Source organism: Bacillus cereus group sp. BfR-BA-01523 (assembly GCF_022662615.1).
Taxonomy (GTDB): Bacteria; Bacillota; Bacilli; order Bacillales; family Bacillaceae_G; genus Bacillus_A; species Bacillus_A mycoides.
In genome coordinates this window covers 152,320-166,895 of record NZ_JAKUDX010000006.1, presented here as the reverse complement: position 1 = coordinate 166,895, position 14,576 = coordinate 152,320, and the positions used below count along the sequence as shown (strand labels likewise).

The window sequence follows — 14,576 nt, the reverse complement described above, 5'->3', positions numbered from 1 at the left end:
GCTTCGTGATATGATAAAAGAAATATAAATGTTTAGAGATAAAGGAGTGTCTGGAGTGGGGAATGTATCCTTACCGTTAGATTATGTTGTAATTGATTTTGAAACAACAGGATTTAACCCTTATAATGATAAAATTATTCAAGTTGCAGCAGTGAAATATCATAATCATGAACTAGTAGATCAATTTGTTTCTTATGTGAATCCAGAGCGTTCAATTCCGGACCGAATAACAAGTTTAACAGGTATTACAAATTATCGTGTTTCAGATGCACCGACGATTGAAGAAGTATTACCTTTATTTTTAGCATTTTTACATACAAATGTTATTGTCGCTCATAATGCATCTTTTGATATGCGTTTTTTAAAAAGTAATGTAAATATGCTTGGACTACCTGAGCCTAAAAATAACGTTATTGATACTGTATTTTTAGCGAAAAAATATATGAAGCATGCGCCTAATCATAAACTTGAAACGTTAAAACGAATGCTTGGAATTCGGTTAAGTTCTCATAATGCATTTGACGACTGTATTACGTGTGCGGCTGTTTATCAAAAATGTGCAGCGGTTGAAGAAGAAGGAAAAAGAAAAGCGAATAAGGAAGTACTTGATGAAACAGCGGTATTTGAAGCAGTAAAAGAAATGCTTGTACGAAATAAACGTGATATTGAGTGGATTCGTTGTATGAATGTTGGGAGTTATTTAGATATAAAAGCCTTTTACCCAATTATAAGGTTAAAGGTCAAAGGGCGAAAGAAATATGTGTTAACAGAAAAAATGGAAGACGATGTAAGAGAAATTTGTACGAGCTTAACATACGAGGCAGCATTGAAAAGTGAGATTGGCAACACGAGAATTATGATTGACAGTGTAGAGGACATTTTGAAGCTAGAGAGCTACATTGTAGCAGAATACGATTCTGTATTACGAGCGCTGGATGAATATAGAGCAAATAAAGTAAATGCGGATGAAGAAATTAAAAAATATTTAAATACGATGGTGTAAAAAATCCCATGTGCAATATATGCGCATGGGATTTTTTATCAAAACATAAAATTTTCTTGCAAATCTGATTAAAGAGTTTTTCATTTGCTCATACTATGTAATAAGAAAGCGTAGAAGAAAGGGTGAGCAACATGAGAAGAAGTCGCCGTAGATCGTTTGAAGAACTTGTAAATGAAAATAAACAACAATTATTAAGCGATCGTGATGCAATGGATCGAATTGAAAAACGAATTGAAAAACGTTATGAAATGAAACTTTTTAAGCAGGCTGAATAATTCTTAACACTAGTACGATACTAGTGTTAAGGAGGCGATAGTAATGGGTAATCCGAAAAAGAATTCAAAAGACTTTGCACCAAATCAAATTGGAACACAATCGAAAAAAGCTGGTGGCAATAAAGGGAAGCAAATGCAAGACCAAACTGGCAAACAACCAATTGTTGATAACGGTTAAAAAAAGGAGAATGTCATCATTCTCCTTTTTGTGCGTTTGGATAATATTGTAAAAAATATTTAAAAAGCTGACTTTCGTCAGCCTTTTTTCGTAATTGTAAAGTTTTCAACGAGTAAACGCCAATTTTGTGGGAATGGTAGACCAATCTTCCAGTAACTAATACCGCCAATGCCTTGTTCTTTCATTAAATTGAATTTACTTTGAATAGACCTCGAATCTTCAAACCAAACCTCGTGTTGTACGCCGTTTTCATCAAAGTAATTAAAATGTGGAGCTTGGGCTGTGAAATCATAGCGGATAGGAACATTGTATTTACGAGCAAGTGCAACAGCTGCGACAGAGCTAACTGCTTTTGCGGGTGGATTCCCTTGTTTGAAAGGAAGTTTCCAATCAAATCCATATAAATTTTGCCCCATCATAATTTTTTGTGGAGGCATTTGAGATTTTGCATATTGAAGTACTTCTTTTACAGGACCAATTGGGGAAATCGCCATCGGTGGTCCACCTTGCCAACCCCAGTCGTATGTCATAATGACGACGAAATCTACAATTTGTCCTTGTGCTTTATAATCGTGAGCCTCAAAAAATTTCCCTTTTTGATTTGAGCTCGTTTTCGGTACAAGTGTTGTACTTAATGTGTACCCGCTAGGTAAGCGTGTTTTCACATTTCGTAAAAAACGATTATACGCTTCGCGATCTTCAGGTGCCACACTCTCGAAATCGAAATGAATGTCTCGCATGCCATATTTTTCAGCTGTTTGCAAAATGTTAGTAATAAACTTGTTTTGAATTGTTGCATCGCGTAAAATAACCGAGGTCAGATCGGCACTGAAATTTCCATTTTCAATATTTGTAATAACGAGCATAGGGATGGTGTTACCTTGCGTTGCAATATTAGCGATTTTCGCTGTTTCCGTCGGTTCTTTTAAAGTGCCGTCTCTTTTTGCTTCAAAGCTGAAGTAGGCTAAATATGTTAAAAATGGATTAATAGCACGTGTAGCATTTACTAAACTTTCTTTTATCGGTATTGTTGAAGGCTGTAAATAAGCAATGGATTCTACTGCTCGTTTTGTTCCTTTCGGTATATATAATTGCTGTCCGACATGGAGAATAGATTTTAATGAAAGGTTATTAACTTTAGCTAAACTGGCGAGAGGGACGTTATACGTTTGAGAAATTCGATAAAGGCTGTCACCTGGCTGTACATAATAATTATTGCCTTTTGTATTAACGATAAGTGCCTGACCAACAACGAGTGTTTCAGCTGGATTTAGTCCATTGTCTTTTACAATTTCTTCAGGTGTAGATCCGTACTTTGATGCTAAACCATAAACACTATCACCGCTACGAACAGTTACAATTTGGATCATGTGCTTGCCCCTTTCGGTAAAAGATTCACTGTTTTTATTTTATTTTTGATTCCACTGTATTATGATTAAATGTATGCAAGGTAGCAGAAGTGAAAGAAGGCGAATAGAAATGTTTGTAGCAGAACATGAAGTTGAAATCCGCTATGCGGAAACAGACCAGATGGGTGTTGTTTACCATTCAAACTATTTAGTGTGGCTGGAACTTGGGCGCACTAAACTTATACAAGAATTAGGATTTTCATATGTTGAAATGGAGAAAGAGGGAATTATTTCTCCTGTATTAGACTTGCAAATTTCATATCGTAAAGCGATGCGTTACGGCGAAAAAGCTATTGTGAAAACGTGGGTTGATACTGTGAGCCCGCTCCGCGTTGTATATGGATATGAAATTTATAATAGTGATGGCGAACTTTGTATTACTGCAAGCACGACGAATATTTGTGCGAAAAAAGAAGGTTTCCGCCCTGTATCATTTAAAAAATTATATCCTGAGTGGTATGCGAAATATGAGGAAATTAAAAAGAAATAAAGTGAAACTTTAATCAGTGGGGGTCTTACTACCCGCAAATAGCGGGATACAAAAAGCGTGGCAGAAGCCACGCTTTTTTATTTTTCATAATTAAATTGAGGGAAATCATCACCGTCGTTAAGTGTAACTAATAAATTATGTCCATCGAAGAACCACTCATCATCGCCTTCAATAAAGAAGTTAATACCTTCTTCTTGAGTTTGAACAGCAGGGTGCGCAGGGTCATCTTTACGAATACCTAAAGAAAGTCCTTTTTGCACAGTACTGCAACCGCCGTATTGTACGAAAAGGCGTATTGTTTCACCCGATTGTAAGTTTAATTCGTTTTTATACCATTGTGCTGCTTCTTTTGTTACGGAAAGATTCATGTATAGTTCCTCCAAATTATGTTGCTTTTTCTTTTAGTATAAAAAATAACGCAAAAAGACGCTATTAATATGCTTCACGTTTTCTTTTTGCGTTATGTGGGTTACGATCTTATTTTTGCTTTTTTGAAAAGTTTGCTTTTGGTTCAGTTTTATTTATAATTCGTCCGATATTTGCACGGTGTTTATAAATAACCATACCTGCTAATAAACACATCGCAATAATGAAGATTTTATCCCCGCTAACAATGGATGCAATAACAGCAACGACAGCTGTTATCATAGAAGAAAGTGATACGTATCTTGTTGTAAATAAAAGGCTGAAAAAGACAACAGCTAATATTGCAAAAACAACTGGTGAATAGCATAATAGCACCCCAGCAGAAGTTGCAACTGCTTTCCCCCCGCGGAATTTTGCGAAGATCGGATAGACATGTCCAAGAACAGCGGCTAATCCAAACCATAGTGGGTGAATATCTGACCCGAAAATAATCGGTAGACCTGTTGCTAATGTACCTTTTAAAATGTCAGCAATTGTTACGATAAAACCTGCTTTTTTCCCTAATGTACGGAATGTATTTGTTCCGCCTAGATTACCGCTTCCATGCTCACGAATGTCGATTCCATAACCAATTTTTCCAACGACTAATGCAAATGGAATCGAACCGAGTAGATAGGCAACGATAAATAAAAGATATGTAATAACCATGAGTTCAGTCTCCTTTATACAAATGTGTTGATAAAGGGTAAAAAGAGTTTTTCCCATTTATTGTACCATACATTTGTAAAGAGCACATTTCTTTTTTATAAATGAAAAAGTCATTAATTTTTAAAAAAACTTTCACAGGAATGTTACATTTTTCACAGGAACAGAAGAACTATATGTTGTATGATTTTAATCAAAAGACAACAACATGTTGGTGGAGGGTTATGAATGTTGAAACAAAATGTACGTGGAGAAGAATTAATGAAAGTATTTGAGACAATTATCCACGGTAATGAACAAGATTTAATGCAGGAAAATGCAAATGTAGATGGTCGATCTCCAATGGGAGTAATGGGAACGTTCGCATCTGAGAGCGCAAAGTATTATGCAGTAGAAAAATTATTATCAGATCAAGTGAAAAAAGCGATAAATCAAAATATATTATATCCACATGATTTAGATTTTTATGCAACAGGAACGACGACTTGTTCGCAAATTCCGTTAGCGCAAATGCTAGCTAACGGTTTTCATACTGGACATGGACATATGAGACAACCGCAAGACATTAAAAGTGCGTTGGCGCTTTCTTCAATTATTTTTCAGGCGAATCAAAATATGCAGCACGGTGGTCAATCGTTTGCACTCTTTGATATTGATTTAGCTCCATATGTGAGAAAAACAGTAAAGAGACATAAAAAACGACTACAGTCATATCCGCTTACGAAAGAACAAATAGAGGAATTTGCATGGAAAGAGACAGAAAATGATACGTATCAGGCGTGTGAGGCTTTCGTTCATAATTCAAATAGTATGCATAGTAGGGGCGGGGGACAAGTACCATTTATTTCTATTAACTACGGAACAGACACATCGAAAGAGGGAAGACTTTTAATTAAGCAACTTTTAAAAGCGACGCAAGCTGGACTTGGTAAAGGGGAAACACCGATTTTTCCTATTCAAATTTTCAAAATGAAAAAAGGCGTGAACTTTGAAGAGTGTGATCCGAACTATGATTTATTTGAATTAGCGTTAGAAACGACCGCTGAGCGATTATTCCCTAACTTTTCGTTTTTAGATGCTCCGTTTAATGCTGTGCATTATGATGGTCGACCTGAAAGTGAAGTATGTTATATGGGGTGCCGTACTCGTGTTATGTCTAATATACATGGGGAAGAAACAGCAATTGGAAGAGGGAATTTATCGTTTACTTCTATTAATTTAGTGAAATTAGCGCTAATTAGTGGTTCAAAAGAAGCGTTTTTTGAAGCGCTAAGTTATTATTTAGATTTAGGCGTTAAGCAATTATTAGAGAGATTTGCTTATCAATGTACAAAGAGAGCAAGAGATTTTCAGTTCTTATATTCACAAGGTGTATGGCGTGGTGGAGAGACGTTACAACCTGAAGATGCTGTGGCACCGATTTTAAAACAAGGGACGTTAAGTCTTGGTTTTATCGGTCTTGCAGAATGTTTAGTAGCGTTAACTGGAAAGCATCATGGAGAAAATGAAGAATCGTGGAAGCTTGGATATGAAATTATTTCCTTTATGAGAGAGAGCATGGATAAGGCGATGGAAAAACATCAACTCAATTTCTCTGTAATTGCAACGCCTGCAGAAGGTTTATCAGGTAAGTTTGTGAAAAAAGATAGAGAAGAATTTGGTGAGATTAGCGGTATAACGAACCATAATTACTATACGAATTCATTCCATATTCCAGTTTATTATAACATTCAAGCGATAAATAAAATTCGTTTAGAAGGACCTTTCCATGCCCTATGTAACGGGGGACATATTACGTATATTGAACTAGACGGAGCAGCTATGCATAACAAAAAGGCATTAAAGCAAATTGTGCAAGCGATGGCAGAGAATGGCGTTGGGTACGGTTCAATAAATCATCCTGTTGATCGTTGTAAGTGCTGTAGTTATCACGGAGTTATTGGGAATGAATGTCCAAGCTGTGGAAATGAAGATGAGGCTAATATAGAAAGAATTCGCCGTATAACGGGCTATCTTGTAGGAGATATGTCGAAGTGGAATAGTGCGAAACGTAGTGAAGAGATGGATCGGGTGAAGCATAAATGAAAGTTATGAATATCATTCATGATAGTGTAGTAGATGGAGAAGGGTTGCGGACAGTCGTGTTTTTTGCGGGCTGTCCGCATCGTTGTTTCGGGTGCCATAACCCGAAATCTTGGAATGTTTGCAATGGAACTGAAATGACGGTAGAAGAAATTGTGAAAGAGATTGAAAGTAATTCATTAACAGATGTAACATTTTCAGGTGGAGATCCATTCTTCCAAGCTGCTGAAGTGAAAAAAGTAGCAAAAGCTGTGAAAGATTTGAAAAAAAATCTATGGATGTATACAGGTTATACGTTAGAAGAGATACAGAGTTCTCGAAATAATGATATGATAGAGTTGTTACAGTATGGGGATGTTTTAGTCGATGGAAGATTTGAAATCGAGAAAAAAGATTTAACACTTCCATTTCGCGGAAGCTCCAATCAACGTATTATTCGATTGAAAGAGTAAAAAGGCGGGATAGATTATATGAATAAAACAGTATTACTTGTTGAAGATGAAAGAAGATTACGTGAAATTGTTAGTGATTATTTTCGTAATGAAGGCTTTGAAGTAATCGAAGCAGAAGACGGGAAAAAAGCGTTAGAATTATTTGCAGAGCATGAAATTGATTTAATTATGTTAGATATTATGTTACCAGAAATAGATGGATGGTCTGTTTGTAGACGAATTAGAAAAGAATCAGCAGTACCAATTATTATGCTAACAGCACGTTCGGATGAGGATGATACATTACTAGGTTTTGAATTAGGTGCAGATGAGTATGTAACGAAACCATTTAGCCCGAAAGTGTTAGTAGCTCGCGCGAAGACGTTATTGAAACGTGCGGATGGAGCGGTAGGAGTATCAGAAGAAAATACTATGTCTTTAGCTGGAATAGAAGTGAATCGACTATCTAGAACAGTTTTAGTAGATGGTGAAGAAATTATATTGACACATAAGGAGTTTGAACTTCTTGTTTATTTAATGGAGAACAAAGGAATTGTGTTGTCACGTCAACATTTATTAGATCAGTTATGGGGATATGATTACTACGGTGATGACCGAACGGTTGATACACATATTAAAAAACTGCGAAATAAGCTAGGAGATAAGGCGAAGCATATCGGCACTGTTATTCGAGTAGGTTACAAATTCGAAGAATAACCTTTAAGTTACTATGCATCTCGGCTTTGGGATATAGCAAATTTACACTCTCCTTTGTAGGTGGAATGTACAAAAAATACTTTTCTTGTCTACAATGGTAGATAGGAGTATTTTTTTAATTGGATTTCACGATGAGTTCACAAGAAGGACACAAAATGTGACTATACTGAAAGTACGAATTCACCAGGGAGGGGAAATAAAACATGGGATATTACGACGGACCGAATTTGAATGAAGAGCATAGTGAAACGAGAGAAGTGAAAAAATCAGGTAGTAAAAAAGGATATTTTTTCACAGGTTTAGTTGGAGCTGTAGTCGGGGCGGTTTCGATTAGTTTTGCAGCACCGTACATGCCATGGGTGCAAAATAATAATGCAGCTGTTTCGTCATTCAATTCTAATAAACAAGTAGAAGGAACTGTAGTTCCAGTTGTAAATAAAGCGAAAAATGAAACTGATTTACCGGGAATGATCGAAGGCGCGAAGGATGTTGTTGTAGGTGTTATTAATATGCAACAAAGTGTTGATCCATTTGCAATGCAACCGACAGGCCAAGAGCAACAAGCTGGCTCAGGATCAGGTGTTATTTATAAAAAAGCAGGAAATAAAGCGTATATTGTAACGAACAACCATGTAGTAGATGGAGCAAATAAACTTGCTGTAAAACTAAGTGATGGTAAAAAGGTAGATGCAAAGCTTGTAGGGAAAGACCCTTGGTTAGATTTAGCGGTTGTAGAAATTGATGGATCTAATGTAAATAAAGTTGCCACTTTAGGTGATTCAAGTAAACTTCGTGCGGGTGAAAAAGCGATTGCAATCGGTAACCCACTAGGGTTTGATGGAAGTGTAACAGAAGGTATTATTAGTAGCAAAGAACGTGAAATTCCAGTAGATATTGATGGCGATAAGCGTGCAGATTGGAATGCTCAAGTTATTCAAACAGATGCAGCGATTAACCCAGGTAATAGTGGTGGTGCGTTATTTAATCAAAACGGTGAAATAATTGGGATTAATTCAAGTAAAATTGCACAACAAGAAGTTGAAGGAATTGGATTTGCTATTCCAATTAATATTGCAAAGCCAGTTATTGAATCCCTTGAAAAAGAAGGAGTGGTGAAACGTCCAGCACTAGGAGTCGGTGTCGTTTCATTAGAAGATGTGCAAGCTTATGCAGTAAATCAATTAAAAGTGCCAAAAGAAGTAACAAATGGAGTTGTATTAGGTAAAATCTATCCAATATCACCAGCGGAAAAAGCTGGTTTAGAGCAATATGATATAGTAGTAGCGTTAGATGATCAAAAAGTAGAGAATTCACTTCAATTCCGTAAATATTTATATGAAAAGAAAAAAGTAGGCGAGAAAGTAGAAGTTACATTCTATCGCAATGGCCAAAAAATGACGAAAACAGCTACATTAGCAGATAATTCAGCTACAAAGAATCAATAATCGGAATAAAAGAAAGTCTCTTTCATGTTGAAAGAGACTTTCTTTATCGGATATACTAAAGGAATAGGAGGGATAAATTATGACAATTGAAAACCCAACTCGTACGGAAATTGGTGAAGTATTAAAGAAAAGTAAAACGATTGCAGTTGTTGGATTATCAGATAAGCCAGAACGCACATCGTATATGGTTTCAAAAGCAATGCAAGATGCTGGGTACCGCATTATTCCAGTAAATCCAACAGTAGATGAAGTACTCGGAGAAAAGGCGGTTTCTTCACTGACGGATATTAAAGAACATGTTGATATTGTAAATGTGTTTCGTCGTTCAGAATTTTTAAAGGATGTTGCGGAAGAGTTTGTAGAGATTGATGCAGATGTTTTCTGGGCACAATTAGGAGTACAAGATGAAGATACATATAAACTTTTACAAGAAAAAGGCTACACAGTAATAATGGATCGTTGCATTAAAGTAGAGCATGTAATGACAAAATAGTATAGATTTTAAAGATAGAAAGATTGATTCAGCCCTCGCTTTTTACATAAGTAGGGCGGATGAACGAGGTGTTCATCATGAGATTTTTTAAAGGCTGTTTTTGGGGATTGTTACTTGTTATCCCATTTTGGATATTGATCATTTGGATCATGATAAAGGTTTGGAATGTATAATATTGGAATACATATCCATTTCTCGTTGACAAACGATTATTTTTCTGAAATAGTAGCCTAGAGGAATCCTTGTGAAAAAAACAAGGATTTTTCTATTGAAAATAGTATATAAAAGAGATAAGATAACTTGCCAAAACTATAGTTGAGGCGTTATTCTATAATAGAAACATATGTTCTGATTTGATTAGGAAAGGGGCAAGGAGTTTGGCGAAGCATCAGTTCCAATATAATGAAGATGCAATTCAAGTGTTAGAAGGACTTGAAGCCGTTCGAAAACGCCCGGGTATGTATATCGGGAGTACGGATAGCCGTGGATTGCATCATTTAGTATATGAAATAGTAGATAACTCCGTTGATGAAGCATTAGCGGGATTTGGCGACGAAATTTCTGTCGTAATACATAAAGATAATAGTATTAGCGTAATTGATAAAGGGCGAGGAATGCCTACGGGAATGCATAAGCTTGGAAAGCCGACACCTGAAGTTATTTTAACTGTACTTCATGCTGGTGGTAAGTTTGGCCAAGGAGGCTATAAAACGAGTGGTGGTTTACACGGTGTTGGGGCATCAGTTGTAAACGCCTTATCAGAATGGCTAGTAGTAACGATTAAGCGAGATGGTAGCATTTATGAACAACGCTTTGAAAATGGTGGTACTCCTGCAACGACGTTAGAGAAAATTGGGAAAACGAAAGAGTCTGGTACAACGATGCACTTCAAACCAGATACAACTATTTTCAGCACAACAAATTATAATTATGAAACATTATGTGAGAGATTACGTGAATCTGCATTCTTATTAAAAGGAATGAAAATCTCGATAAAAGATGAACGTAATGATTTAGAAGATGTGTTTCATTATGAAACAGGAATTGAGGCTTTCGTTTCATACTTAAACGAAGAGAAAGATTCGATTCATCCAGTTGTATATTTCTCGGGTGAGCAAAATGGAATTGAAGCAGAGTTAGCCTTTCAGTTTAATGATGGTTACTCAGAAAACATTCTTTCGTTTGTAAATAATGTACGTACAAAAGACGGTGGTACACACGAAGCTGGATTTAAAACAGCAATGACACGTGTGTTCAATGAGTATGCTCGTAAAGTTTCTTTATTAAAAGAAAAAGACAAAAATTTAGAGGGTACAGATATTCGAGAAGGATTAGCTTCGATTGTTTCTGTACGTGTACCAGAAGACGTACTCCAGTTTGAAGGGCAAACGAAAGGGAAACTAGGTACAAGTGAAGCTCGTTCTTCAATTGATGCAATTGTATCTGAGCATTTAGCTTACTTTTTAGAAGAAAACCCGGATGTAGCTACACTTCTTGTGAGAAAGGCAATTAAAGCAGCACAAGCACGTGAGGCTGCTCGTAAAGCGAGAGAAGAAGCGCGTACTGGTAAGAAGAAGAAAAAATCAGAAGGTACTTTAAGCGGGAAGTTAACACCTGCACAATCACGTAATCCTCAGAAAAACGAATTGTATTTAGTAGAGGGTGACTCGGCTGGTGGTTCAGCAAAACAAGGGCGAGATCGTCGTTTCCAAGCGGTACTACCATTACGTGGTAAAGTAATTAACACGGAAAAAGCAAAGCTTGCTGATATTTTTAAGAACGAAGAGATCAATACGATTATTTACGCAATTGGCGGAGGCGTAGGGAATGAGTTCGCTGTTGAAGATATTAACTACGATAAAGTTGTTATTATGACCGATGCAGATACGGATGGAGCACATATTCAAGTGTTACTACTGACGTTCTTCTACCGTTATATGAAACCACTTATTGAAGCTGGTAAAGTATTTATCGCACTTCCACCTTTATATAAAGTAAGTAAAGGAAAAGGGAAAAGTGAAGTAATTGAATATGCATGGTCTGATGAAGAATTAGGTGATGTAACGAAAAAGGTCGGTAAAGGCTACATGTTGCAGCGCTATAAAGGACTTGGCGAAATGAATGCCGATCAATTATGGGAAACAACGATGAACCCTGAAACACGTACGTTAATCCGTGTGAAAATTGACGATGCATCAAGAGCTGAGCGCCGAGTTACGACATTGATGGGGGATAAAGTAGAACCTCGCCGTAAATGGATTGAGCGTAATGTACAATTTGGTATGCAAGAAGAAGGAAATATTTTAGAAAATGAAATGATTATGGAGACGGAGGTGGAATAACATGCAGGCAGAGAAGTTTCATGACCTCCCGCTTGAAGATGTGTTAGGTGACCGCTTTGCACGTTATAGTAAATATATTATTCAAGACCGCGCGCTTCCAGATGCGCGTGACGGTTTAAAACCGGTACAAAGACGTATTTTATATTCTATGTATGTAGAAGGAAACGTACATGATAAAGCGTTTCGTAAATCAGCTAAAACAGTAGGTAATGTTATCGGTAATTATCATCCACATGGTGATTCCTCTGTATATGAGGCGATGGTCCGTTTAAGTCAAACTTGGAAAGTACGTAATGTTTTAGTTGAAATGCACGGAAATAACGGTAGTGTTGATGGGGATCCAGCAGCGGCAATGCGTTATACGGAAGCACGTTTATCACCAATCGCATCTGAGTTATTACGTGATCTTGATAAAGAAACAGTAGAATTCGTGTCAAACTTTGATGATACGAGTGAAGAACCTATTGTATTACCGGCAATGTTCCCGAACTTATTAGTGAACGGATCTACAGGGATTTCCGCTGGTTATGCAACAGAAATTCCACCGCATCATCTTGGAGAAGTAATTGATGCTACAATTATGCGTATCGATCAACCGAATAGTTCTGTGGAGGACTTGTTAACAGTTATTAAAGGACCAGATTTCCCTACAGGTGGTATTATACAAGGGATAGATGGCATTAAAAAAGCGTATGAAACAGGTAAAGGTAAAATTATTATTCGCGGAAAAGCAGAGGTTGAAACGATTCGTGGCGGGAAGCAACAAATCGTTATTACAGAAATTCCGTACGAAGTAAATAAAGCGAATCTTGTTAAGAAAATGGATGAATTACGTATAGATAAAAAGCTAGATGGAATTGCTGAAGTACGTGATGAGACAGATCGTACAGGTCTTCGTATCGTTGTAGAATTAAAAAAAGAAGCGAATGCTGAAGGTATTTTAAATTATTTATATAAAAATACAGATTTACAAATTCCATACAACTTTAATATGGTAGCGATAAATAATCGTCGTCCGACACTTATGACATTACCTAAGATTTTGGATGCATATATTGGACATCAGAAAGAAGTTGTTACAAGACGCTCACAATATGAATTAAGAAAAGCAGAAAATCGTCAGCATATTGTAGAAGGTTTAAAGAAAGCATTATCAATTTTAGATGAAGTGATTGAAACAATCCGTGGGTCTAAAGATAAGCGTAATGCGAAAGATAATTTAAGTGCGAAATTTGGATTTACAGAGGCGCAGTCAGAAGCAATTGTTTCACTGCAATTATATCGTTTAACAAATACAGATATTACAGCGCTAGAGCAAGAAGCAGCGGAACTTAGTAAGAAAATTATAGAGTTACAGTCAATTTTACAAAGTGAAAAAAGACTTTTTCAAGTTATTAAAACAGATTTGAAGAGAGTAAAGAAAACATATAGTGATAATCGCCGTGCGATAATTGAAGAGGAAATTGAAGAAATTAAAATCGATGTGGAAGTTATGATTCCGCAAGAAGATGTCATCGTTACTGTAACGAAAGAAGGCTATGTGAAACGAACAGGTTGGCGTTCGCATAATGCATCGAACGGGAAATACTTCGGTATGAAAGAGGGTGACATCTTACTTGAGCGTTTCGATACAAACACGACAGAAACCGTTCTTTTATTTACGAACAAAGGAAATTATATTTATCTTCCTGTGTATGAAATGCCAGAAATTCGTTGGAAAGATTTAGGTCAACACGTTGCGAATCTTGTTTCACTCGAGCGAGATGAATCGTTAATTTGGGCAACAGTCGTACCGAATTTTGAAGAAGAAAAACGATTTATCGTATTTGTTACACGAAACGGTATGATTAAGAAAACAGAATTAAACCAATATAAAGTGCAGCGTTATTCACGGGCATTCGTTGCTGTAAACTTGAAAAAAGATGATGAAGTTGTTGATATATTTGCGACAGATGGGACAAGTGATATTGTTCTTGCAACACATGGTGCATATGCACTTGTATTCAATGAAGAAGAAGTAAGTCCAGTTGGTGTCAGAGCAGCTGGTGTGAAAGCAATTAATTTAAAAGAAGATGACTATGTTGCTTCTGGTAAACCGTTAAATGGTGAAAAAGATCAACTTATTCTCGTTACGCAGCGAGGTGCTGTGAAACGTATAAAGGCATCGGAAATTGAGAAATCAACGAGGGCGAAGCGAGGCCTTGTAATTTTTAAAGAGTTAAAACGTAATCCGTACCGCATTGTCGGTATTGAAATTGTTCGAGATGATGAATTAGTTTACATGAAGACAGAGAAACACATTGTAGAAGAAATTGATCCGAAAGCGTTTCGAAATAAAGACCGGTATAGTAATGGTAGTTTAGTACTAGATGTTAATGATACTGGTGAAGTAATTGAAACGTGGACAAAGAAAAGAACGGAATAAAGTGAAACTTTAATCAGTGGGTTTTTTTTCATCCCCCACTGATTATTAGCCTTCACCAATCGGGCTTTTACGGGCAGTTGGTCTCACGCCTAACTTCCCTCGCATTCGCCTTATTTTGAGGTGGGAGTCTTACTGCGCGTTAATGCGGGATAAAGGGAGCATCTTACTATGAATGATAGTAAGATGCTTTTTTCTAAGCAAATCATTATGTATAT

General features: G+C 36.6%; 14 protein-coding genes. 11 read left to right on the top strand and 3 right to left on the bottom strand.

Annotated features, from left to right (window positions below):
• Positions 1–55 precede the first annotated feature (55 nt).
• The 3 genes from MR066_RS17565 to sspN all read left to right on the top strand — a co-directional run bounded on the left by MR066_RS17565 (position 56) and on the right by sspN (position 1,456).
• Positions 56–1,003 carry a 3'-5' exonuclease gene (locus MR066_RS17565; RefSeq protein ID WP_242247980.1) on the top strand — a complete coding sequence of 316 codons (948 nt, stop codon included), beginning with the start codon at positions 56–58 and terminating at the stop codon, positions 1,001–1,003.
• A 131-nt stretch (positions 1,004–1,134) separates the two neighbouring features.
• Positions 1,135–1,278 (top strand): FbpB family small basic protein, encoded by a 144-nt coding sequence (locus MR066_RS17560; protein ID WP_002014298.1) that lies wholly within the window; start codon positions 1,135–1,137, stop codon positions 1,276–1,278.
• 43 nt (positions 1,279–1,321) lie between these two features.
• Positions 1,322–1,456, top strand: coding sequence for an acid-soluble spore protein SspN (sspN, locus tag MR066_RS17555; protein ID WP_000527988.1), 135 nt, complete (start codon positions 1,322–1,324; stop codon positions 1,454–1,456).
• A gap of 77 nt (positions 1,457–1,533) precedes the next feature.
• Here the strand turns inward: sspN and MR066_RS17550 are convergent, their stop codons facing one another.
• Positions 1,534–2,826 carry a glycoside hydrolase family 18 protein gene (locus MR066_RS17550; RefSeq protein ID WP_002066644.1) on the bottom strand — a complete coding sequence of 431 codons (1,293 nt, stop codon included), beginning with the start codon at positions 2,824–2,826 and terminating at the stop codon, positions 1,534–1,536.
• Between the two features lie 109 nt (positions 2,827–2,935).
• Here MR066_RS17550 and MR066_RS17545 point away from each other — a divergent pair, with 109 nt between their 5' ends.
• On the top strand, positions 2,936–3,355 hold the full coding sequence (locus MR066_RS17545; RefSeq protein ID WP_002142699.1) for an acyl-CoA thioesterase: 420 nt from the start codon (positions 2,936–2,938) through the stop codon (positions 3,353–3,355).
• Between the two features lie 77 nt (positions 3,356–3,432).
• Here MR066_RS17545 and MR066_RS17540 read toward each other — a convergent pair whose 3' ends face one another.
• On the bottom strand, positions 3,433–3,723 hold the full coding sequence (locus MR066_RS17540; RefSeq protein ID WP_002033558.1) for a HesB/YadR/YfhF family protein: 291 nt from the start codon (positions 3,721–3,723) through the stop codon (positions 3,433–3,435).
• A gap of 109 nt (positions 3,724–3,832) precedes the next feature.
• On the bottom strand, positions 3,833–4,429 hold the full coding sequence (gene plsY, locus MR066_RS17535; RefSeq protein WP_002014306.1) for a glycerol-3-phosphate 1-O-acyltransferase PlsY: 597 nt from the start codon (positions 4,427–4,429) through the stop codon (positions 3,833–3,835).
• A gap of 225 nt (positions 4,430–4,654) precedes the next feature.
• On the opposite strand from plsY, the gene MR066_RS17530 reads away from it, so the two are divergent.
• From MR066_RS17530 to parC, 7 genes are all read left to right on the top strand, one after another.
• Complete coding sequence (locus tag MR066_RS17530) at positions 4,655–6,511, top strand: anaerobic ribonucleoside triphosphate reductase (protein ID WP_242247978.1); 1,857 nt, start codon at positions 4,655–4,657, stop codon at positions 6,509–6,511.
• A complete protein-coding gene (nrdG, locus tag MR066_RS17525) occupies positions 6,508–6,960 on the top strand; it encodes an anaerobic ribonucleoside-triphosphate reductase activating protein (RefSeq protein ID WP_002137702.1) in 453 nt (150 codons plus the stop codon). Before MR066_RS17530 ends, nrdG begins: the two co-directional genes overlap by 4 nt.
• An 18-nt stretch (positions 6,961–6,978) precedes the next feature.
• Positions 6,979–7,656, top strand: coding sequence for a response regulator transcription factor (locus tag MR066_RS17520; protein WP_002014310.1), 678 nt, complete (start codon positions 6,979–6,981; stop codon positions 7,654–7,656).
• A gap of 203 nt (positions 7,657–7,859) precedes the next feature.
• The gene (locus MR066_RS17515) at positions 7,860–9,101 is read left to right on the top strand and encodes a S1C family serine protease (RefSeq protein ID WP_002014311.1); all 1,242 of its coding nucleotides are present in this window, start codon (positions 7,860–7,862) and stop codon (positions 9,099–9,101) included.
• Positions 9,102–9,180: 79 nt separating this feature from the next.
• The gene (locus MR066_RS17510) at positions 9,181–9,594 is read left to right on the top strand and encodes a CoA-binding protein (RefSeq protein ID WP_193663220.1); all 414 of its coding nucleotides are present in this window, start codon (positions 9,181–9,183) and stop codon (positions 9,592–9,594) included.
• Positions 9,595–9,971: 377 nt separating this feature from the next.
• Positions 9,972–11,936, top strand: a complete 1,965-nt coding sequence (gene parE, locus MR066_RS17505; protein WP_002014314.1) for a DNA topoisomerase IV subunit B — start codon at positions 9,972–9,974, stop codon at positions 11,934–11,936.
• Position 11,937: 1 nt separating this feature from the next.
• On the top strand, positions 11,938–14,361 hold the full coding sequence (gene parC, locus MR066_RS17500) for a DNA topoisomerase IV subunit A (protein ID WP_002014315.1): 2,424 nt from the start codon (positions 11,938–11,940) through the stop codon (positions 14,359–14,361).
• Positions 14,362–14,576: the final 215 nt, after the last annotated feature.